Raw genomic sequence first — 20,745 nt, forward strand, 5'->3', positions numbered from 1 at the left:
TATCTGCAAGTCTCTTACAGGACTCGCAGCACAGGAAAACCGGCCACTGAGCCGGTTTTTTTGTGCCTGACGATCTACCCCTGTCTATCCCTATCCGTTGTATCCCTGTATCCCCACTTGTATCCTGAGAAAAATACCGAACTTTGGGATACAAGGATGAAGCGCGCAGACATCAAGCGCCGCCCCCTGGCCGATACCACGCTGGCCGGGCTGGAGGCAGAGTCAAAAGAATATCGAGAGCTTGATGGAAGCGGTCTCTACTTCCGGGTAAAGCCTGACGGCGGCAAATCCTGGCAACTGCGCTACAAACGTCCGGCAGGCAATTGGGCCTGGATGGGGCTCGGGGGTTATCCAGAGGTCAGTGGTGCCTTGGCACGAGAGAAAGCTGCTGAACTACGCAAAGTAGTGAGTAGCGGTGCCGACCCTCTGGAACAGAAACGTTCTGCCAAAGCTGCCATCGACATTGCCAAAGCTCGCACCTTTCGCGCAGCTGCTGACGCATGGCTCAAGGCCAAAGAAGAAAAAGGCCTGGCACCCTCCACTCTCAACAAGATCCGCACCTACCTCGACAAAGACATACTCCCGGCACTTGGCGACAAACCTCTCGACGACATCACCCGCACCGATTGCGCCGACCTGCAGGCCAGCATTGAGGCCCGTGACGCCCACAACGTTGCAGAGAAGTGCCGCACCTGGGTCAATCAGATCTTTGGCCGGGCCATCGGCCTGGGACTGACAGAGAACGATCCGGGGAGCCGCTTGCGGGATATTGCCGCGCAAGCTCCCAAGACCCAGCAACACCCTCACCTCCTCGAGCACGAGCTGGGTGAGTTTCTTCAGGCACTCAAAAACACCCCCAGCAGACTCACCGCTCGCACAGCGGCATGGCTTTGCCTGTGGACAGCCTCAAGACCGGGCATGGTGCGCTTTGCTGAGTGGAAAGAAATAGACCTTGAGAAAGCCCTGTGGACCACACCGGCAGAGAAAATGAAGATGCGTAGGGATTTTGTAAGCCCTCTACCCAAGCAGGCTATAGAGGCGCTGAAGGAGCTGCAGGCATTAACCGGCCGTAGTCGGTGGCTATTCCCCGGAGTCGGCGCAAAGAACCCGACCATCAGCGAAAACACCATCAACAAAGTGTTCTCCACTATTGGCTACAAAGGTCGTCTTGTAGGTCATGGCACTCGACACACCGCGAGCACACTCCTGAGGGAGCATGGCTGGCCAAAAGAGCATGTGGAGGCTCAACTGGCACACAAAGAACAAGGCATCTCCGGGATTTACAACAAGGCCCAGTATCTCGATAACCGCATCAAAATGATGCAGTGGTACGCCGACCACCTTGAAGAGCTAAGCGCTGGGAATGTGGTGCACGCAGACTTCGGGAAAGCGATATGAATATACAATCCCTACCTTCCATAAAATCCGGTGTTACGTGTGTAACTCGTGTAACGAAAACAACCAAGCGCATGAAAATAAAGGATTTTTCATTCGTAACACTCTCTACACACACAAACTCAGCAACGTGTAACGCGCCCAATCTGTGTAACAGCAGCAGCTCACAAACCTACCTGAAGGTGCTCACACCCCGACACTTCTATCGCTGGTTTCATGCTCAAAAATGGGGCTCGGGGCAATCTGAATGAATTTCGAATTTGGCGTGGATACTGATGATCTAGAGATTGCAGGCTACAACGTGAAGTACTTACTTTGGGATATGGACGAAGCGGAAGCAGCTGTGCACAAGCTAGCGCTTTACCCCCAATTCTACGACCACTTCTATGAAGCATTTGATGTAATCAACATGGCCACCTCGTTCTGGCTCGACGAAGGAAGCTATACAGAATGTGCCGAGTCCACGATCCAATCAGTATTTCATCTTCGCGACCTGATCGTGCAAGAAGCCAGCTTTATGCAGGCAGCCTCCCTTCCAAGGGCTGTTCGCAATGTCATAGGCGTTGATCACCCTGCGACTGATTCACAGCTCACTGCAACCGTGGCACTGGTCTACAGCGTGGAAGCAGTGGAGATCTTGGCCAACTGGCTTTTCAACCTCGAAATCATCGTCGAGGGGATCGACGCAGAGCTAATTGAGCAATTGAAAATGATGCCTTCGCGGGAGTACCTGGACCTAGTTGAGAGACAAAGAGATCTCAACAGCGGCCAGGAAATCTATGCCCGGGAACAATTCGCCATCAGACAAGGGGATGCTGAAAACGCCCTTCAATTGGCTGGCCTTTATCAGCAAATTGAAAACATCGATGTTTCGGTTAAGGGATTCAATGTTTCAAGCGTACTGCACGACATCGTAAGCACTGCGTTCTCTTCCAAAGCCTCGTTACGGTCAAGTGCAGCTGGCAAAGGAAATAAATCTCCTGACTCTGTGAAACAGCAAGAATCTCAGGATTTAAAGGACAGGATCATAAAGTCAGCCAAGCGGCACCTTCAAGCCAATGCCCAAAGCACAAAAACAGAACTCGTGAAAGCCCTTCATGCGGATGGCATTGCATCTAAACCGACTATTCGAAAGTACGTCGACGAGGGTAATTTCTTTCCTAAATTAAAATGAATAGCTAGGAAAGCAAACCATGTTTGCTTTCCGTTGCGTTCGTACCCTGTGCTGACTCTCACTTGCTAGGCACAGCTATGACGGACTATCTCACTCCAAAATCAAAAGCCCTTTCTCTCCGTGATCCAGGGACAACCTTGATCCGAATCACCGAAGTAATGGCCATCGTAGGCCTTGCTCGCCCCACCATCTACAAGCTTATGCAGCAACCCGAAAGCGGCTTCCCTACTCCAGTAAAACTAAGTAACAGCAATGCCCGCGGCGCGCCAGTTGCTTGGGTACTAGGGGAAGTTCAGAGCTGGACTCGCGCCCGTATCGCTGCTCGTGACGGTGAGGCCGCATAGATATGGGCCATCCTCTAAAAGTAACCATCTGGCCATTCCGAGTGCTGCGAAAAATCGGCTTTTCGGCATCCCGTATCACTCGTTTTGAACGGTTGCGTCGACGCCATGAAGCACTGGGCCGTGCATTGATAGTAGTGAGCTGGCCCGACGGTGTTTGGTGCGTGCTGATCCTGCATACAGAACGCTTTGGCGCAGTCGCCCTTGATGAGCAAGAGAAGTTTTACGCCTATCACGAAGCTCGCCAAATGGTCCGTGAAAGCATCGCTCCCATTCTGCACCTGCGCCACGAAATCCATGCCTGAAACGAAAACGCCCCCGGGAGCGATCCGGAGGCGTTGAGGTGTATCTACATGCCTGCTCAATTTATGCCGCTTCAAAAAAATGCGCAAGACCTCTGCACGGTTGCACTTTTGAAATCGGGACGGTACTCTTTTGTCGTCGCTGCAAAATCAGCGACCGGGTTTGGCGACCCGAGTTCATGCAGGCGCACAGGCGCCCCCATTACGATTGCAGGCGCTTTTTTTGTGCCCGCTAGTCTGTTTTATGGCGGCTGTGCGTGGGAGACCTTCGGGTCTGCCGGGGTCCTGTATGCCCGGTTCGCCAACCTGCGCACAGCTGCCACCCTAAATTGTTTGGCGACGATTAGTGGCAGCTCCTCACATACAGGAGCTTCACCAGATGCACGCCCTCAATCCGTTCAAAAATCGCGCCGCTGCTCATCGAGCAATGGCTCTCGCCGCTTTACACGCAAACTCAAGCCTCGCAACACGTCTTGCCCGCTACAACGCTCATATGTCCAAAGCACGCGCCCTCGAATCCGCAGGGGGTGCTCAATGAAAAGCCCTCTGACTTTCACCTTGCCCGAAGATCTCCTGTGCGTCAGCAAAGAGGCCGAAGCCGGCATCCCGATTGATGCCATCACTTGCGCCATTGATCGCGCCTCGTCAGTGCTGACCCTCCTGGAAGATCACTTTGAAGGTGATACACCTCGCCTTTCCAATCACATCATCGCCTCCGTGCTCTGGGATGTTCGTGGCACGCTGGGCTTGATCAGAACACTGGCCATGCATGCTGATGCGGCATCGAACCAGAGTGATTCCGCTGGGGGTGCAAAATGAATACTACCCCAAAAGGTAACTCACGCCGCCCTACTTTTGCCCAAGTCAAAGCTGCAGCTCTGCGCAACATTGAGCGCGTACTCACTCAATGGCTGCCCAATGGCAAGCGTGTAGACGGCGGCAAGGAATACACAGCACCCAATCCAACCCGCACCGACAAGCGTCCCGGCTCTCTCAAAATCAACCTGAGCAAAGGCACGTGGGCTGATTTTGCTACCGGCGATAAAGGCGGAGACTTGATTGACTTGGTGCGCTACCTGGATGGCTGCACGGACGTAGAGGCCTGCAACAAACTTGCGGATCTGCTTCGGCTTAACGCTGAGGATTCGCCATCAAAACCAGCACCGACTAAAAGCCCAACACCTGAGTGGAAAGCAATTCAGCCGATCCCAGTTGAGGCCATGAATAAGTGCCCTGCCAAGCATCGGCAGCACGGCGCGCCATCCAAAGTCTGGATCTATCGCGATACTCAGGGCCAGCCCCTTATGGCGCTTTATCGCTTTGACCTTGGCATCAACGAAGACGGCAAAACCAAGAAAGTATTTGCACCGCTGACGTGGTGCCAGAGCTCCGATAATCAAACCGTCCAGTGGCGGTGGCAAGGCTTGCCCGAGCCACGCCCATTGCTGCGACTGCACGAACTGAGCTTGCAAGCAGATGCCACAGTGGTCCTATGCGAAGGTGAAAAGGCTGCAGATGCTGCCGCCGAACTCTTTCCAGATTGCGTTGCCACCTGCTGGGCAAATGGCTCGAATGCCTGGCACAAAGCCGACCTGTCCCCTCTCAAAAATCGCAAGGTCGTGTTGTGGCCCGATAACGACCAGAGCGGCACAACCTGCATGGATGCCGTTGCTAAAAAGCTGGAAGCAATCGGCGCCGAGTCAGTTCGCGTAATTGCGCTGGAAAACTTCAAACGCAAGCCCACCCTCAAAAATGATCTACCCGGTTTCGCCAAGGGCGGTACGTGGGAGCAAGGCGACGATGCAGCGGACGCACTCGCCAAAGGCTGGAAATCGAGCCACATTGCTGAACTGGAGCGCACTGGCGAACTATTTGGTGTTGCCCCTGCTCCGGCCACAGAGACCAAGGTAAAAGCACCGGCCAAACGCGCAGCTAAGCCCAAGACAGACACTCTACCCAGCGGCTTTCGCCTGACTCACGAAGGGGTGTTTTACTCCAGTGAAGATGGAGAGTCGCGCCCTGTGTGCTCACCACTGGAAATCCTCGCTCGCACCCGTGACGCCAAAGGTCATAACTGGGGTTTGCTGGTCGAGTTTGACGATCCTGACGGCGCAAAAAAACGCTGGAACATTCCGGCGCGCACCATGACTGGCGATTTCGGAAAAGACGTTCTTGGTCCGCTGGTAGATATGGGCCTGCGTCTTGCTGGCACGCGCTCCAGCCGCAATGCACGCAATGACTTGCAGAGCTACTTCCAAGGTTTCGACAGCGCACAGCGCGCCCGCTTGGTCACACGACTGGGCTGGCATGACAGCGCCTTTCTACTACCAGAGCAACAAGTCGGTTCCCACACTGAACACCTGCACTTCTATGAAGCAGGTGCCCAACTGCCGCCTATCAGCGAGGCTGGCACCCTGGAGCAATGGCAAGAGCAAATCGGTGCCTTGTGCGTTGGTAATCATCGCTTGGCATTTGTGGCCAGCGTTGCGTTTGCCGGGCCACTGCTGCACATGCTTGGCCATGAATCAGGCGGTTTTCACCTGTACGGCGATAGCTCAGGCGGTAAAACCACCCACCTGCAAGTCGCGGTTTCAGTTTACGGAGGGCCGCGCTTGGTACGGTCTTGGCGCTCGACCGATAATGCCCTGGAGTCCATCGCAGCAGCGCACTCGGACGGCCTCCTGGTACTCGACGAAATCGGCATGTGCGACCCGCGCATCATTGGCGAAACCGTTTACATGCTCGGCAACGGCACCGGGAAAGCCCGCGCAAACGATCGTGGCCAAGCGGGCCGGCAGGTTCAAGAGTGGCGTTTGCTGTTTCTCTCCACCGGCGAGAAAACCTTGGCGCAACACATGTCCGAGGCCAACAAAGAGCTCAAAGCAGGTATGGAAGTCCGCATGCTCGCCGTACCTGCAGATGCCAGTAAAGGGCTTGGCATGTTCGACGTGTTGAATGGTTTCGAGGACGCTGCCGCCCTCTCTGACGCACTCAAGGCCCGAGTATCCAAGTACTACGGCACACCGCTCATAGCCTTTCTATCAGCGTTGTGTGAGCCCGGAAAAACCCACGGTTGGGCGATCATCCTGCGCCGCACCCTTGAAGGATTTATTGCCAACTCCCTGCCTGCCTCAGCGAGCGGCCAAGCCCATCGTGCTGCCCTGCGCTTTGGTCTTGCGGCTGCAGCTGGTGAGCTGGCTACCGCACTTGGCATCACCGGCTGGCCAGACGGCACCGCAACCACAGCAGCCCGTGTCTGCCTCAACGCATGGCTGAATGAACGCGGTGGCGCTGGTAACTATGAAGGCGATGCCATCGTGGCTCGACTGCGCCAAGTCATCGAGCGCTTTGGTGAAAGCCGCTTCACCCGCTGGGAGTCCGCCGCCGCCAAGATCGACGAGCACGGCCCGCGCACCATCGACCGGCTGGGCTTTCGTAAATCGTTGGAGCACGGCTTGGGTGACGAGCTGCACACCACCAACACCTACTACGTGTTGCCTGAGGCTTGGCGCTCCGAAGTATTCAAAGGCATGAACATTAATGCCGTGAACAAGGAGCTGCTGCGTCGTGGAGTGCTCGAGCCGGGAAGCGATGGCAAGGCATCCAGCCTCGTTCGACTTCCCGGGCTAGGGCCGCAACGCTGCTACATAGTAAAGACGATTCCGGGGACGGATGAGAGCGAGGCCAGGGCTGCCTGACGGCTGCCCATTGATCGAGGTAGTGCCGGCTCATTCCCGGCCTCGCCAGCCGCTCATCCAATCCCAAATCGAATATGAAAGGAACTAGAGACATGAACGAATTCCAAGCATCTGCAGAGCAACGTGGACTACCGAATAACAAGCAGCAAGGTATTGAGGTCATGGATATTGCAAAGTCAATTTCGGACGACTGTGAAACGACTAGCCTATGCGATAAGAGAGAAATACTGCTGGAAGAAATAGAAAAGCTGAAAGCCTACCGTGACAATCACCTAAGCGAAGCCGAAAAGCTCTATACAGAGATGTCTCCTCTGGAAGCGCTATTGGAGGGTGACGAGGTCATGGATGCTGATCGCGAAATTGAAATCCGGAAACAGTACAACCAACTGAAAATCCCTTACGACTCTCGACAGCTTCATATCAGCATCTTTAGCAATCAGATTGCTCGGCGCGAGAAGCTCGTTAATCACAAAACCTTGATGGCGGGCTACACCGAGTCGATGGATAACTGGAAAGCCGACGAGCAAGAACTAAATGAAAAACGGGACAGCCTCAGTACCCGTTTGAAACAAATTCAACAGCATGCAAACGAGGACATGGCAAAAGCCCGTCAAGCAGAAACCGATGCAGCAACCGCCTATGCTCAGGCCGTGGCATGGGGCGACACCGAGGGTGAAAAAAAAGCCGATGCGGACGCGCAGAAGCATGCAAAAAACCTCGCAACTGCAGCCGAGCACAATCGTCGCCAACATCTGATTATTGCCGCACTGGAACAGGAACTGATCATCGTCGATCAACACATCGTAGAGGCAAAAAAGGAATATAACGCGATTGAAAGGCAGGCCCTGCTCCTAGCTCATACGGTGCTGGAAGAACAATGGAACGAAAAAGCTAAGGAGCTTTTGGATATGGGGGGCAAACTATGGGCTGCGTATCGACTGATAGATCGCGATCAAATCAGCCTAAGGAAGCTACAGCTTCCTGAAGAAGGCGAACGATTCTATAGCTGGGACAGTAGTGATTTGTCGGAACGCTCTTACAAATACACCGTCCAGGACGTCCTTGCAATGTAACCCCTCATCTCTCCCGAAACGGCCTGATGCAGGGCCGTTTCGATCACCCAAGAGGCTCAACCATGAACGCTACAACACAAAGCAAAATCAGTTATTCAGATACCCTGAAAGCCAGAAAAGCCCACCTAAACGGGCTGATCAATCTCGTTAAACCAAGGAGAGGGGGAGCTACAAAAATAGAAACCATGACGATTTCAGCAATCAATGCTGAGATAAGCATCATAGAACAACAGCTAAAAAAGCGGGGTTGATCTGCAGAAGTATTGACCTGATCTGACACTCATCATGAAAAAACGGGGCTGCCGGATTTGATGGTTGCACGAGCAGCCACTGAACTAAGTGAAGTAGCCCTGCACAAGTGTTTTAAATCAACTGATTGCTCGGCACAAGCTAGGCTTGTTGAACTTAACCGAGTATTCAGAAAAAGTCTCACAGGCATGCAAATTTGCGCCATGTCGTTAGACACTATCTATCGCTACTAAAAGCCAAGACCGATGGCTGATGGCGGAATCGAAACCCTGCTACAGATAAATAGAGGGAGAAACCAAATCAAAACCCAGCCAACAAAATATCGAAACAATCCGTACTTCATCACTTAACTGATCTGCCTGCTCACTGACAGAGCTCGCCAGCAATAAGCTACTCAGCATGAAACGCTCGTCAAATCTCATGAAATTTAATCTTTATAACTTCGACACATTCTGGCGAGCTTAAAACAATGCACCCACTTATCTTAGCCCATAGAATTATATTACGCATGGCACCATGGACAGTGTTGAGCGGAGCTATCAGGAAGTATTTAATTATATCTCCAGCAAGGCCACCTTCACTACCCCTTATCCAACGAAGACATCAATTCCTAGCGCACGCTGAACAACATGGAGAGCCCCTATACAAAAGCCATATTTCTGAAAACTAAAGACAACTAAAACCCAAGCAAAGAAGAACATAACACAAATGCATGTAGCGGAATTAAAACTCCGAACATCAAAAACTCACACATTATTCTTGGCCAACAGATCAAATACGAAAACTATTAGCCCACCCAACATGGATAAGGGCGCTGCAGTTGCACGCCGACTAAACAATAACAGAAAAAGCTAACAACACCGAAATAGCCACAAACCTCTTTCTGATCTGACAGTTACAGACTCAAGCCCGGTAACTGTCAGACAAATCTAAAAGTTCAGTATATTTTATACGACACTAAAATCTATTACAGCCTCATATTTTGCAGAGACATTAATTCCAAAAGAGTAGTCTTTATTATACTGATGAGCATTTGCATGAACCAAACCAACTGACGACTCGGCTCGATTTAGCAAATATAATGCTATTATTGAAGGTCGCGGACCGACAGAGGTAGCCACTATATTAAAGTCTTCAAGATCAACATTAATCAGGTTCTGCATATCGTTTTTCAATGACACAGGGTCAGAGTAAGCATCAAGCTTTTCTACTTGTATTTCGGCCCCACCACTAAGCTGACTTACGCACCTAGAACTATTGTCAAGCTGATCGCCTTTCTGGGTAATTAGAACGATTTTTCTAGGTTCAAAAAAGTCAACAAAATGCTGCGCCCTACTAAGATCAAACCCTGAGAACAATATAAGTGATGTTGGGAGATCTGGATATGCAATACCACTATGTCTGAAAACCATCTGCGGCTTACCTGTGTCTGCAGACAACCACTCACCATACGACTCCGGCGGGTAGTAAACACAGGTAAGCTTAGATTTAATCCTTTCCAAACCATGCAAACAAGCCCAAATCAGATAGCGAGGCATCGTTGTGATATCTAAAATAATTTCCGCATCACTAGGTATACTTGCAAGAGCATCCAGCGCTACATTCCAAATACCAACATGGTTATCACTACCAAATTCATAATAAGCATGTGCAGTTTTAAGCCCTCTCAATTTTGATGAGAGAGAGGCTTTACTACGATCAGTTATTTCAGAGAAAAAAGAAGATGGCTTAAAAATAACAACATTGTCTGGAACATAGCTCTTAAGTATGTCATCTATACCTGCCAGAAATCGAGGTTCCCAACCTAGTGAGGTGATCAGAATTTTACTACTCATCAAACAATCCTCTCTGTGTATCCGACTCTGCCACCGGCGGAAACTTACCTGTTAACATCGAGCTTAACAGAGCAGACGCTTTGATAGATGCTCGCCCATGCTGTCCGTGCGGGTCTAAACCCCTAGCAGGCCAAAACAGCCTATTAAGAGTATAGTAGTCTTCCTGGCGCCCTGCATCCTTCGAGGGGCCAGATCGCCTATACATAACCTGAGCCTTACGCATAAGCCCTAAAACTGGCATCAGTTTATCGTCAGATTCTGTTGTGCGCTCTGAAATAGTAAACGTAATGATCCTTGGCTCTGAGGCGTGATTGAATAATCTATCTCGAAAGTAATCACCCAAAGCGCTAACTAGGTTAAAAATAAACTTAGCTTGCTCTTTAGAACAATCCTCAAGCTCTCTATCTAGTCCATCTCGCACACGAGTCCAGAGCTTTTCACTTTCTTTCATAATCACATCAGCCTGAATCGCAGGCGAAATCTTCTTAACCGGCTCGCCTGGACACTTGGAAACTGCGTCATCATACATCCAGTAGCACGGCAATAATAGATTACGTACGACACCACTTGACAAATGAATTAAAGTATCCAAACCAGAGTAAATTGGACGATTCGCTTTAGGAGAGCGCTTACGGAAATACAAGGCACGAGCTTGCTTGTAAGCATAGTCATTAATTTGCTTTTTTCCCGCCTCGGGATGTTCTGAGGTGTATTTATCCACCACCTCGCGCCAACAGATCGCTAATTCGGCCTTAAACTCAGGACTCTCCTCAAAAAACTCTTCTGGAGTAGCACTTATCCCAATATTCTTCAATCTTTTTTCTATTATACTCCTAGCAAGCATCCCAAATTGAGAGTTCTCATTCTGAAATGGTTGCTCCAAGTTTATCGCAATATAATCATGCCCTTCGATTATGCTACCGCCAGTTGAGGTTTTCCTGTCGAAATCCACCACGGTAGCGAGTGCCACCTTAAAACTAAATACTGAGTGGTCTCTATAACTCAACCATGAATTCAGCATTAATCGCTGATCATCGTTTAAGTCTTGCGCATCATCAATCATTAAAGAAAAGTGCGTCTCCTTAAGTACTGAAGTTGTCCTCAAGGCCCCCAAAAATGGCACAATCAATGTATAAAATGTTCTAGCGAAAGTAAAATCACTTCTATTCTCAAATGACAAGAATTGCTCTTGCGTCATTCTCAACTCTTTCTTCAAGGCCCTTTTAATACATCGAAAGATAGTCGAGTCTGCAGCAAGCTCATCATCGAACACATAGAAAAGCTCTTCTTTTAACTCTTCAAGACTTGTAGAGTCAAAAAGATCAACAATAGCCTCACAATGCTCCGCTATAGCCACAGCAATAGAAAGAACAAAATAGTGCTCTGAAATTGCCCTAGAAAACTTCTCATCTTCGAAGAAGTCATGATCAACGCGTCGTGCTAGGGGGGTACTGCACGATACATACACCCCTACGTGAGACAAATCCTTCTCGCAAAGAGGGATATCCTGTTTTTTTATCTCCAATGGTAAGGAGTAATAGAGCAGCGTCATGCTTTTACCGCACCCACGATGCCCTAACAACAAAACATTTCGTGAAGATTTCAGAAAGCGAGAGTAATTATGATCATCTATAAACCAATCAAGCAGCAAACGATCCGGAAGGTTTTTTGCCCCATCGAAATCAAAAGGATTCGCACTCATCCCATTTCCTCGCTAAGTTTCTGCAACCTAGGAACAAGTATATCCACACCGTATTCAGGGTGAATTTTTTCTACATCTTTTGAATCTACACCAGGAATAAAAAGATCGTCCAATTCTATTGGTGGCCCAACAGACTCAAGAGCTTCCATACCCTTCCAGAAAGTAATAAATATCGATGTTTTCTTGAACGAATCCAAAAAACAGCTGTAATGCTTACAGTATCTACGCTCACTATCAAGTTTATGGATTCTCGAGTATATATACCTTATCAAGTCACAAAACTGCTTTAAGCTATCCGAATCTTTAAAGTCGACCCTCTCAATATCCACATGATATGTCAGGGCCACTCGTCCACCACCCAAGTCAATGCTCACGGAAGTAATTTCCGCATACTGATGATGAATTATTGAATCATCGGAGAACATTGCAGATTCAATCATATACGAGGAGGTTCGTTGTGGCCCTTCCGCGAGTTCATCTGCAAAACGTAGAATTGCTGCTAAATTCTGGACTCTTATTTTGCTACCAAATATAAAAGCATCTTTTAAATCTCTTAGTGTATCATTCGTGCCATCTGTACTTTTTCCACTATGGCTGCGACCAATCGAAACGACCAAGGCCATTTCCTGTCGATTCAGCCAAAGCTTATTAAACACCTCTCCATACACCGAGTTTATATTTAAATTATGTTTTTTCCTGCCGAAGATATTCCCAACATCATGAAATAAAATCGACTGGCATAAAATATAAAGTTCTTCAGTATTTAGACGTTCAGCATCACCAAGCAAATGGTAAGCATTATCTAGGACGTTACGAATATGGTCCGGGCCATGATCCGTAAGATTTGGTTCTTTTGTTCTTATCCAAGGAAGAATTTGCCCTACTAGCAGCGTCCGTGCAGAAATATACCTACCCCACAACGCATCGCCATTGCTTCCTTGGCTCTCTAATCGTAGTTTGAGCTCATCTTCGATCTTGGATGATTCCCACATTTTTTAAGCGTCCAGGGTCAAATTGACATAGTGATATGTTGAAAAACAGCTTGGGCCAGCAAGGGAGGCACAGCATTACCTACTTGTTGCTGTTGAAAGCCGATAGTCCCTTGAAACTCATAGTGGTCAGGGAATGATTGAAGCCTTGCTGCCTCTCTAATCGACAAGCCTCGATGCTGCCATGGATGGATCAGCATATTTTTTCGAAAGTTCCCGACTACTATTGAAGGTCTATCCGAATAAAGCCGGTGATAAATCCCCGTGTGACACCTGGATTTATCAGCGTAATTTAGCATTAGTTCATCAGGTATATTTTCCCAATTCCCTCCCTGCGGCACATGAGGATATCTTGCCAAAATATGTTGTGCATTTCTTGTTATCAAGTGATTGGCACAACTACTCAATCCGCCACGCATTAGCTCAGAAAATTCCGAGTGAGCATGTGTTCGATACGGCAATATATTTATACTAGCGCCATTCTCTAAAAAAGGAAGATCCCCTATAGCCTCATCTACGGTAACGACTTTACTGTGTTTTATCAGCGGCTTATCGAGAACCTTACCCTTTTTTGATCCTATAACGAATAAGCGCTCTCTCTTCTGAGGAACGCCGTACTCTGTTGCATTCAATATAAACGTAGAGGTTTTATAATTTAACTTTTTAAACGAATCCTGAATACTCCTTAAAAAAACACCGCCCTCGGTCTCTTTAAGCCCCTTAACGTTCTCAAACACCACCCACTCTGGCTCCAGAGCTTTAACAAATCGCATATACTCTAAAAACAACCAGTTATTCTCATTATTCGCAGTCCTGGTCTTCTGATTTGACGTTGAAAAACCTTGGCAAGGAGGCCCCCCGAAAAGGATTAATGGCTCATCACTTAGGTCCGGCAAATCTGAAATGCCAACTTTGCGAATGTCTTGATTCAAAACTACTGTTTCTGGGTGGTTCAAGCGATAAGTAGCGGCCGCATGCGGATCATTTTCGATTGCGTACTTTACATCTATACCTGCAAGCGCTGCCCCTACTGACATGCCCCCGGCACCGGAAAATATATCTACGGCCTGCATTTATTTTCTCGTTCAAAAAATTGGTTGACGCTACCATATTTCTTTGCAACAAGCAGTTATTTCCGATCAATCTCAAGCCAGTTAGGGACAGAAACACCTCCAGACGACAGGTGCATCACCGACGCTTAGGAAGTCGGACCTAGCAGGCAGAGTTGGTGCCCCGCGGTCGCAAGCGCTCTTGGCCAGCGGAGTCAGCAACCTGAGTCTTACATTTTGGCCACGACCACATCGTCATCAGATGTCTTATTGCAGAGCCTTTAGCGATCTGAGGTCAGAACTGGTGTTAATCCGAGAATAACCTAGCTCTCACACCAACAAAAACGCTACCTAGCCGTGGCCATGGATCTCTATGCGCGCCGGGTAATGGGCTGAGCGTAACCAAGAGAACCGTTCGCAGACTTGCTGATAAAGGCTCAGGGATGGTCTGTGATCAAAGAGGGAAGCCTCAGGACAACTGTTTTAGGGGGCGATTATGGCAGCCGTCAGTTTCGCTAGCGTCTCCAACGGTATCGCATACACCAGAGCATGAGTCGGCGGGACAATTGCTACGAAAAATCGCCGATGGAGCGTATCTTTAGGAGCTTGAAAACCGAGTAGAAACCTGCAAAGGGTTACATGTCGGCTTCGCAGGTCCAACGGCACAACAGTCCATATTTTATGCACCGCACACCATAAGGCCTCATCCACTCAGCGGTGGGCTAACTCCGCTCAGGTGAAAAAAATGTAACGTAGTGTCTGGAACTAGTTGCTACAGGTTGCTGCCTCTGGCCTAGAGAGGCTTGCGAGTCAATTGTGACTAACTCCTAGGGGAAATCACATGTAACACAAGCAGACCTTGTAACACTTCTCTATCAATGAGAGCCAGAGCAGTGTAACTAACAAAAAACCTTTAAAATCAACCACATATACAAATATGTAACACTCGTAACACTCGTAACATTGCTTTCCAGAGAATATCCCCTAGCCCCCCCAATCGGTGGTGCCTTCAGCGATAGGAGCAGAGGCCCTTAACGACGCGTCAAAAGTACCGGAGGGCCCCTAGGGCTTATTGCGAGGTACGGGGCAGGAAACCCGCGTGATTGTGTTAGAAGAAAAGTGCACAGCTTAGTGAACAGGTGAACCGAGGGAACTGCTGGTTCACCAGTGCATTTGCACTATGGCTCAGGAACCGCTGGGGCCCCTGGGCATTTCAAGCAGGCACGGGGCAGGAAACCCGCACGAAATCGTTAGTGGCTGGGTTTCAAAGTTTGTTGACCAACCTTGACCGGTTGACCCAGCTGACTCACCTAGGTGTTCACTATCAGCAACAAATCAGGTGCCCTGCGGTGTGCCAAGTCCCCCTCTCCTCTTTTCTTCAATAACTTTCAATTTCAACGATTGAAATTTCAATAAGCTGGGTGCCCTGCTGCTAAAAATATACCGCGGGTTTCCGCCCCCGTATGATGTTGCTGCCTCCAGGGTCCCCGCACCACTCAGATCAATTTCTTCCATAGCTACTACCAAATGACATTGCAGCATCTACGGTTCAAGCTGTATCCGCTGAGTAATTACGCAAGCGCACGACGTCACGTGCTACAGTGGCATTGTGCCAACAATGCCTGATTAGGCATCGACCATAAAAATAGCAGAAACAGCATCGACTTTTAAAAGCTGCTAACAAAAAAACTTCCTTCACCAGCTATTGATCGGAAACAACTAATGCTGACGATTAAATCACCTAATAACTACAACGAAATGCTTGAAGGGCTAAACAAAGGAACATTTTTCACGACACTTATATTTTTCTTTGTTCTTCGCTACGTTGAGATAATCCCAAAAATCATTATTCCAGAGTCACTAATACCACCAATGAAAGACTACAAGGAGCTCATGGATTGGGTAGTCTCATTCGGCGCAATACCGTTAGCTGCAGCACTTCTAGCAACTTTTTTAAGCAGTTTCTTTGAGATCCATAATAAAATCTCAACACTGCTAGGCACCAGGTACATCTGGGACAAATTTTTTATAATAACGCCAATGCTTAAAAGTGCGAATATAAACAAACAGCTGAACCGCGCCGAGATAAAGTTAGCCATGAACAAACTGTACTATCCAGAAGCGAAGAAAATTGATCAGCATTACGTTCAGCTTTTCTGGCGATACGCCATGTTTTTCTGGATTTTTTTTGAGCACATCTTCGTTGTTCTAACCACCATCTGCGCCCTTGAGTTCATCGACAGAGACAAGTCATTTACTGGACTGTGGCTATACCTAGCTGCACTGTCAGTAGTCACGCTCGCACAGTGGTATTTTGTGACTGTTAAAAAATCCATAGACCAAGCCAACCAAATACCTGTAAAAGCCATTAAAAAATACTTCAAATAACAAGGATGTAACTCATGAGATATCTAGTCAATGGCAACCACATTCGTTCAGAGAACGCCGCAAAGCCACATACGCAAAAATCCAAGCCAGTAGATGACTACTTGCTTTATAGCGGCAAAACTAACTCAGCACTGGACTTTGGTTGTGGAAAACTAAGATACTCGGACACACTAACAAAAATAGCTACGACCGTTACTTTTGTAGACTCTCAAATCCAACTTTCTCGAAGACAAGTAATAAGAGGCGAACAAACATCAGTAACTGAATTCGTGTCGAAAAACTATCCAAACTGCAAAACGATACCGTTCGAAACAATCCAGAATCACCAAGAACTCTACAGCCTAATAACATGCACAAACGTTCTCTCTGCGATCCCATGCAAAGACACTCTCAACAGCGTAATATTAACTATAAAAAAACTACTCTCCATTGATGGGATCGCTGTATTTATCAACCAACACCGAAGCTCATACTTTAAAAAATTCGAATCTGGCCAAAAACATTTGAATGGATATATATACAGCAATAAAAAATCCACTTCTTATTATGGGATTTTCAATAAGGCAGTCACACAAGACCTGCTTCTTGAACACGGCTTTGAAATTGTTAAGTCTTGGTGTGTAGGGGAGAGCACTTTTGTGGAGGCTCGATCACCGTCGGAAGCCCTTTTCAGCGAACCGTAGACACAAGCATCCACGGCAAGAAACTGAATATTGGATTTATAATCGTTTGGGATTACGCTTTGAAGCGTCTAAAAGCGTGTATCCCCACATGTATCCCATCATTCAGAATATCGCTACAAGCCACGGTTTATGTAGAACACACGAGTCTCCCTCGGGCACCATATAGCAGTACCTGCAAGTCTCTACCAGGACTTGCAGCACAGAGAAACCGGCCACTGAGCCGGTTTTTTTGTGCCTGACATTTGCCCTCCGCTTCTCATCCCCTCCTCCTCTTTTAGCTCACCCTCACCCCGCACAAATCTTCTAAACGCCGTCTTCCAAAGCGCGGTAATTTAGTCGATCGCACAGCTCAAAGCTGAATCACCACCCTCTGGAGCGTTCCGTGAATAAACGCAACTGGATTGAGTTATCCCAGGATGCCGATACCGGAATTGAATCGATTCGTGCCCATTTTAAAGGGCATGCCTACGATCCGCACTGGCATGACAGTTTTCTGGTGGGGGTCACCGAGCAGGGCGTGCAGCAGTTCAATTGCCGACGCGCTCGCCATCTCAGTACGCCGGGCAAGGTTTTCATGCTGGAGCCAGGTGAGATCCACGACGGGCATGCGCCGACCGAGGAAGGCTTTACTTATTCCATGCTTTACCTCGACCCGCACTGGCTTGAGCGGGAGTTGCACGCTTTGTTCGAGCACGCACCAACCAACAGTCAGCCGGGGTTTGCCGATACGCTGAGTCAGGATCCGGGCCTGGCCACTGCCATTTCACGAGCGTTCCACGCGCTCCATGAAAGCGACTTGCGCATTGTGCGCCAAACCACTATCGATACCTTGCTGGGGGCACTCACTTGCCACCTTGATTGGCGCAAACGGCAGTCCTTTGATCCGCGCCAGCCATTGGTGGCGCAAGTGGCGCGTGACTATCTGCATGCCCATGTCTGCGAGGACATCGGGCTGGATGATCTGGCGCAAACCTGTGGGGTGGATCGCTTTCGCCTGACGCGCGCTTTCAAGGCCGCTTTTGGGCTGGCGCCTCATGCCTATTTGATTCAGCTGCGCCTGGCCAAGGCGCGGCAGTTGCTGGCGCGGGGCGAGTCGCCGGTGCAGGTGGCCAGCGCCCTCGGGTTCGCCGATCAAAGCCATATGGGGCGCTGGTTCCGTCGCGCCTACCAACTCACGCCAGCGGATTACCGCAAGCGCTGCTCAAACCTTCCAGACTGATTGCTGCTGACTCGCGACCATGGCTTCCTTTTTGATCAAGGAGTTTGAGCCATGGAATCGTTGCTGCCCTTTTTGCTGTTTGCGTTCGTGGCCTCGATAACCCCGGGCCCCACCAATATTCTGGTGTTGAGCCACAGCTCGCGACGTGGACTGGTTGCCACGCTGCCCATCATTTTTGGCGCATGCATGACGGCGACGCTGATTGTGCTTGCCGTCGGGCTCGGGGCGGGCGAAACCCTGCTGCAGTTTCCTCGTGTGCAGCAGGCAATGGCCTGGGCCGGGGTGCTCTGGTTGAGTTGGCTGGCGTGGCAGATTTTTAAAAGCGCGCCGCCGTCCCTGGGTCCGACCGCCTCGCAGGACGATGGTCTCAGTGTGTTCGGTGCAGCCACACTGCAATTGGTCAATCCCAAAGTCTGGATGATGGCGGTCGCGGTGGTGAGCGTGTTTACCGGTGACAGCGAAAAGACCGTACGGCTGCTGGTGTTGTCGCTGGCCTTTCTGCTGGTGTCCTTGCCGTGCATGACCGTATGGGCGTTGCTCGGCGTAGGCAGTGCCCGGGCGTTCGGCTCACCCAAGGCCTTCAAACGCATGAACCATGCTCTGGCTTTTTTGCTGCTGGTGTCCGCCTGGCTGACCGTGTTGGTGTAGGTCGTGTGTGGCCGGGCTCCAACATGTGTTAACCCGGCCAACGGGGCATATCAATACCTGCAGCACCGCCGAGGAGCATTGCCCTCAGGATTGCGGAACGCGCTCGATATAGGCCTTGAAGCAACGACCCTTGACGTTATTGCCGAACTTCTCTGCGGCCGCCAATTTCTTTTCTTCTGTCTCTTCTATCGGGTACGTCTCGGCATCGCGCTCAAACACATCGCGCATCTGCCTGGTTGCATCCGAAGGCTCATAGTATTCATCGTAAACAAACGTAGGGGGCCTGTTTTCCTGGCGACCTAGCATGATGGAAACCGCATCCAGTGCCCAACTCTGGCAATAAGACACTTCGCCGTTACTGAACTGGATCGTGCCCTCCTTCATTGTCCAGGCCCACGCTCCACTCGCTGCGAGCAAACCCGTTGCAACCACTGCGGCTGATGCCATCTTTCGCATCATCTTGCTCCGTCCCTGAAATATCCGGAGGGTACCATCGGTCTGTCATAAATACTGGAAACCCGCCCCGGCCATTTCAAAGCCTTTTTTTCACCTGCAGAACAGCGATGATCGCCGCCCGGCATCACAGCACAGGAACTTTTCGATGCAATTGCCACTGGAAGCAGTCGCCCTTTACTCACTCAAACTGGCGTATGAGTGCGAAGGTTCAAGCCCTATATTGCGTGACGATCCGGCCATGAGCGACTACCAGCGCGACGTCTTTGCCTTTGAACTGCGCAACGGCGATATCAACGCCATCCAGCTCAAAGTCGGCCGATGTCTGGATCTGGCGCTTGATGCCCTGGGCGGTGCGCAGACGCCCATGGGGCGAGAGTTGCTGAGGCTGTCCGGCGAATTCACGAATGCCCAAACCCTGGAACAGATGCACCCTGCGCTGCTGACGCTCAAGGACTACTTGAAAGACGTGCAGTAATCACTGCCCCTGAAATGTCTCGATGTAGGCCAGCAGGTTCTCGATTTTCTCAGGATCGCTGATCCCCCAGAAAATCATCCGCGTACCGCTCACGACCTTTTTGGGTGCCTCGATATACGCCGCGAGTTTTTCCCGCGTCCACACCACGCCGGAGTTCTTCATGGCGTCGGAGTACTGGTAGTCGGCGCTGGTCCCGGCCAGCCGACCTATCACGCCATTGAGGTGCGGGCCAAAACCGTTCCGGGCGTTTTCCCCGATGCTGTGACAACCACCACAGGTTTTGGTGAACAGTTTGCCGCCCGCTTGTGCATCACCCGCCGCCGCGGCCCCGGTGCTGAACAATCCGGCAGTGAGGAACAGGGCCAAGGGCAGCAAGGCTTGGGGCTTCATGGGTGACTCCGAATCAAGTAAGGGGGTTCAGGCGCAGGCGCCGATTATGCCTGCTTGCCGAGCCTTTCCCTAGCCGCACACCTCAGGGCCCTGGATGCCCGGCACTTAACCCGCAAACCCGCCATCGTTCAAAAACCTGCGCTCCTGCTCGGTGGTCTCGCGTCCCAAAACGTCATTGCGATGGGGAAAGCGCCCAAATCTGCGGATGATATCGGCGTGCTCTTGCGCCCATTCCGAAGCGCTTGGATCAAGCGCGTGATGCAGTTGCAGTGACAGCTCCTGATCTTCACTGCTTTCCGAATGCTCAAACGGCAAATAACAAAACATGCGCAAGGACCCATCAATCTCCTGGTCCATGCCGGCATCGATCATCTGACGTGCGTAGAAGCGTGCCAGCGGGTCGGTGGCAAACATGTGCGCCGTTGCACGAAACGAATTGCGTGGGTACTGATCAAGCAGCAACAGCAACGCCAGCGCACCTTCGGGCTGCTCCATCCAGTGTTCTAGCTCGCGCCTGGCGGCCTGAAAGTGGGCGACGTAGAAAGTCTCGCGAAAAACGGTGTCGAACGCTTCATCCTTGGCGAACCAATGCTTGGGCCCCGCCTGTTTCCAGAACTCAATGACCGCTTGGGGCGTTGCTTGCTGATCGCTGCTGCTCGTTGCCACGGCTTCTTCCTCA

The 20,745-nt window shown here is 50.2% G+C and carries 20 protein-coding genes and 1 pseudogene; 14 read left to right on the plus strand and 7 right to left on the minus strand.

The window, feature by feature from the left end; all coding sequences use genetic code 11:
• Positions 1 to 156 precede the first annotated feature (156 nt).
• The 8 genes from TU76_RS04110 to TU76_RS04140 all read left to right on the plus strand — a co-directional run bounded on the left by TU76_RS04110 (position 157) and on the right by TU76_RS04140 (position 8,234).
• On the plus strand, positions 157 to 1,398 hold the full coding sequence (locus TU76_RS04110) for a tyrosine-type recombinase/integrase (RefSeq protein ID WP_048351128.1): 1,242 nt from the start codon (positions 157 to 159) through the stop codon (positions 1,396 to 1,398).
• 244 nt (positions 1,399 to 1,642) lie between these two features.
• The gene (locus TU76_RS04115) at positions 1,643 to 2,569 is read left to right on the plus strand and encodes a hypothetical protein (RefSeq protein WP_048351129.1); all 927 of its coding nucleotides are present in this window, start codon (positions 1,643 to 1,645) and stop codon (positions 2,567 to 2,569) included.
• Positions 2,570 to 2,646: 77 nt separating this feature from the next.
• Complete coding sequence (locus TU76_RS24580) at positions 2,647 to 2,913, plus strand: helix-turn-helix transcriptional regulator (protein WP_048351130.1); 267 nt, start codon at positions 2,647 to 2,649, stop codon at positions 2,911 to 2,913.
• A gap of 2 nt (positions 2,914 to 2,915) precedes the next feature.
• Positions 2,916 to 3,215, plus strand: a complete 300-nt coding sequence (locus TU76_RS04120) for a hypothetical protein (protein WP_048351131.1) — start codon at positions 2,916 to 2,918, stop codon at positions 3,213 to 3,215.
• A 531-nt stretch (positions 3,216 to 3,746) separates the two neighbouring features.
• The gene (locus TU76_RS04125) at positions 3,747 to 4,031 is read left to right on the plus strand and encodes a hypothetical protein (RefSeq protein ID WP_048351132.1); all 285 of its coding nucleotides are present in this window, start codon (positions 3,747 to 3,749) and stop codon (positions 4,029 to 4,031) included.
• Entirely contained in the window at positions 4,028 to 6,910 is a 2,883-nt protein-coding gene (locus TU76_RS04130; RefSeq protein ID WP_048351133.1) for a DUF927 domain-containing protein, read from the plus strand. The genes TU76_RS04125 and TU76_RS04130 overlap by 4 nt, the downstream gene beginning before the upstream one ends.
• A gap of 92 nt (positions 6,911 to 7,002) precedes the next feature.
• Positions 7,003 to 7,983 (plus strand): chromosome segregation protein SMC, encoded by a 981-nt coding sequence (locus TU76_RS04135; RefSeq protein ID WP_403211856.1) that lies wholly within the window; start codon positions 7,003 to 7,005, stop codon positions 7,981 to 7,983.
• Between the two features lie 62 nt (positions 7,984 to 8,045).
• Complete coding sequence (locus TU76_RS04140) at positions 8,046 to 8,234, plus strand: hypothetical protein (protein ID WP_048351134.1); 189 nt, start codon at positions 8,046 to 8,048, stop codon at positions 8,232 to 8,234.
• A 945-nt stretch (positions 8,235 to 9,179) separates the two neighbouring features.
• Here the strand turns inward: TU76_RS04140 and TU76_RS04145 are convergent.
• The 4 genes from TU76_RS04145 to TU76_RS04160 are packed head-to-tail and all read right to left on the minus strand — an operon-like array spanning position 9,180 to position 13,831.
• The gene (locus TU76_RS04145; protein ID WP_048351135.1) at positions 9,180 to 10,067 is read right to left on the minus strand and encodes a hypothetical protein; all 888 of its coding nucleotides are present in this window, start codon (positions 10,065 to 10,067) and stop codon (positions 9,180 to 9,182) included.
• Positions 10,060 to 11,769, minus strand: coding sequence for an ORC-CDC6 family AAA ATPase (locus TU76_RS04150; RefSeq protein ID WP_048351136.1), 1,710 nt, complete (start codon positions 11,767 to 11,769; stop codon positions 10,060 to 10,062). The genes TU76_RS04145 and TU76_RS04150 overlap by 8 nt, the downstream gene beginning before the upstream one ends.
• The gene (locus TU76_RS25350) at positions 11,766 to 12,761 is read right to left on the minus strand and encodes an HD domain-containing protein (RefSeq protein WP_048351137.1); all 996 of its coding nucleotides are present in this window, start codon (positions 12,759 to 12,761) and stop codon (positions 11,766 to 11,768) included. The genes TU76_RS04150 and TU76_RS25350 overlap by 4 nt, the downstream gene beginning before the upstream one ends.
• Positions 12,762 to 12,778: 17 nt before the next feature.
• Positions 12,779 to 13,831, minus strand: a complete 1,053-nt coding sequence (locus tag TU76_RS04160; protein ID WP_048351138.1) for a DNA cytosine methyltransferase — start codon at positions 13,829 to 13,831, stop codon at positions 12,779 to 12,781.
• A gap of 468 nt (positions 13,832 to 14,299) precedes the next feature.
• Between TU76_RS04160 and TU76_RS25830 the strand changes: the two are divergent.
• The 5 genes and pseudogenes from TU76_RS25830 to TU76_RS04175 form a co-directional block, all read left to right on the plus strand.
• Positions 14,300 to 14,425 (plus strand): annotated as a pseudogene (locus TU76_RS25830) (IS3 family transposase); the annotation flags it as partial.
• A gap of 1,104 nt (positions 14,426 to 15,529) precedes the next feature.
• Complete coding sequence (locus tag TU76_RS24445) at positions 15,530 to 16,195, plus strand: hypothetical protein (protein WP_053070208.1); 666 nt, start codon at positions 15,530 to 15,532, stop codon at positions 16,193 to 16,195.
• A 14-nt stretch (positions 16,196 to 16,209) separates the two neighbouring features.
• Positions 16,210 to 16,878, plus strand: a complete 669-nt coding sequence (locus TU76_RS25835; protein ID WP_082136498.1) for a class I SAM-dependent methyltransferase — start codon at positions 16,210 to 16,212, stop codon at positions 16,876 to 16,878.
• Positions 16,879 to 17,260: 382 nt separating this feature from the next.
• A complete protein-coding gene (locus TU76_RS04170) occupies positions 17,261 to 18,097 on the plus strand; it encodes an AraC family transcriptional regulator (RefSeq protein ID WP_019823704.1) in 837 nt (278 codons plus the stop codon).
• Between the two features lie 51 nt (positions 18,098 to 18,148).
• The gene (locus tag TU76_RS04175; protein ID WP_048351139.1) at positions 18,149 to 18,745 is read left to right on the plus strand and encodes a LysE family translocator; all 597 of its coding nucleotides are present in this window, start codon (positions 18,149 to 18,151) and stop codon (positions 18,743 to 18,745) included.
• An 84-nt stretch (positions 18,746 to 18,829) separates the two neighbouring features.
• On the opposite strand, the gene TU76_RS04180 is transcribed toward TU76_RS04175, so the two are convergent.
• Positions 18,830 to 19,201 (minus strand): hypothetical protein, encoded by a 372-nt coding sequence (locus tag TU76_RS04180; protein ID WP_037031935.1) that lies wholly within the window; start codon positions 19,199 to 19,201, stop codon positions 18,830 to 18,832.
• 145 nt (positions 19,202 to 19,346) lie between these two features.
• Here TU76_RS04180 and TU76_RS04185 point away from each other — a divergent pair, with 145 nt between their 5' ends.
• Positions 19,347 to 19,676: a hypothetical protein gene (locus TU76_RS04185; protein ID WP_019823712.1), complete on the plus strand. Its 330-nt coding sequence runs from the start codon at positions 19,347 to 19,349 to the stop codon at positions 19,674 to 19,676.
• Here TU76_RS04185 and TU76_RS04190 read toward each other — a convergent pair whose 3' ends face one another.
• Both TU76_RS04190 and TU76_RS04195 read right to left on the minus strand, forming a co-directional pair.
• Entirely contained in the window at positions 19,677 to 20,066 is a 390-nt protein-coding gene (locus tag TU76_RS04190) for a c-type cytochrome (RefSeq protein ID WP_019823714.1), read from the minus strand.
• 105 nt (positions 20,067 to 20,171) lie between these two features.
• Positions 20,172 to 20,732 (minus strand): DUF924 family protein, encoded by a 561-nt coding sequence (locus TU76_RS04195; protein ID WP_019823716.1) that lies wholly within the window; start codon positions 20,730 to 20,732, stop codon positions 20,172 to 20,174.
• Positions 20,733 to 20,745 lie beyond the last annotated feature (13 nt).

Origin of the sequence: Pseudomonas psychrophila, assembly GCF_001043005.1 — a bacterium.
Taxonomy (GTDB): domain Bacteria; phylum Pseudomonadota; class Gammaproteobacteria; order Pseudomonadales; family Pseudomonadaceae; genus Aquipseudomonas; species Aquipseudomonas psychrophila.

Bases quoted from the DNA above. Each gene is read 5' to 3' on its own strand.
- TU76_RS04130 (WP_048351133.1), top strand. From the start codon at position 4,028: ATGAATACTACCCCAAAAGGTAACTCACGCCGCCCTACTTTTGCCCAA.
- TU76_RS04150 (WP_048351136.1), bottom strand. From the start codon at position 11,769: ATGAGTGCGAATCCTTTTGATTTCGATGGGGCAAAAAACCTTCCGGAT.
- TU76_RS04185 (WP_019823712.1), top strand. From the start codon at position 19,347: ATGCAATTGCCACTGGAAGCAGTCGCCCTTTACTCACTCAAACTGGCG.
- TU76_RS04160 (WP_048351138.1), bottom strand. From the start codon at position 13,831: ATGCAGGCCGTAGATATATTTTCCGGTGCCGGGGGCATGTCAGTAGGG.
- TU76_RS04120 (WP_048351131.1), top strand. From the start codon at position 2,916: ATGGGCCATCCTCTAAAAGTAACCATCTGGCCATTCCGAGTGCTGCGA.
- TU76_RS04190 (WP_019823714.1), bottom strand. From the start codon at position 20,066: ATGAAGCCCCAAGCCTTGCTGCCCTTGGCCCTGTTCCTCACTGCCGGA.
- TU76_RS04110 (WP_048351128.1), top strand. From the start codon at position 157: ATGAAGCGCGCAGACATCAAGCGCCGCCCCCTGGCCGATACCACGCTG.
- TU76_RS04115 (WP_048351129.1), top strand. From the start codon at position 1,643: ATGAATTTCGAATTTGGCGTGGATACTGATGATCTAGAGATTGCAGGC.
- TU76_RS04180 (WP_037031935.1), bottom strand. From the start codon at position 19,201: ATGCGAAAGATGGCATCAGCCGCAGTGGTTGCAACGGGTTTGCTCGCA.
- TU76_RS25350 (WP_048351137.1), bottom strand. From the start codon at position 12,761: ATGTGGGAATCATCCAAGATCGAAGATGAGCTCAAACTACGATTAGAG.
- TU76_RS04125 (WP_048351132.1), top strand. From the start codon at position 3,747: ATGAAAAGCCCTCTGACTTTCACCTTGCCCGAAGATCTCCTGTGCGTC.
- TU76_RS25835 (WP_082136498.1), top strand. From the start codon at position 16,210: ATGAGATATCTAGTCAATGGCAACCACATTCGTTCAGAGAACGCCGCA.
- TU76_RS04145 (WP_048351135.1), bottom strand. From the start codon at position 10,067: ATGAGTAGTAAAATTCTGATCACCTCACTAGGTTGGGAACCTCGATTT.
- TU76_RS04175 (WP_048351139.1), top strand. From the start codon at position 18,149: ATGGAATCGTTGCTGCCCTTTTTGCTGTTTGCGTTCGTGGCCTCGATA.
- TU76_RS24580 (WP_048351130.1), top strand. From the start codon at position 2,647: ATGACGGACTATCTCACTCCAAAATCAAAAGCCCTTTCTCTCCGTGAT.
- TU76_RS04140 (WP_048351134.1), top strand. From the start codon at position 8,046: ATGAACGCTACAACACAAAGCAAAATCAGTTATTCAGATACCCTGAAA.
- TU76_RS24445 (WP_053070208.1), top strand. From the start codon at position 15,530: ATGCTGACGATTAAATCACCTAATAACTACAACGAAATGCTTGAAGGG.
- TU76_RS04135 (WP_403211856.1), top strand. From the start codon at position 7,003: ATGAACGAATTCCAAGCATCTGCAGAGCAACGTGGACTACCGAATAAC.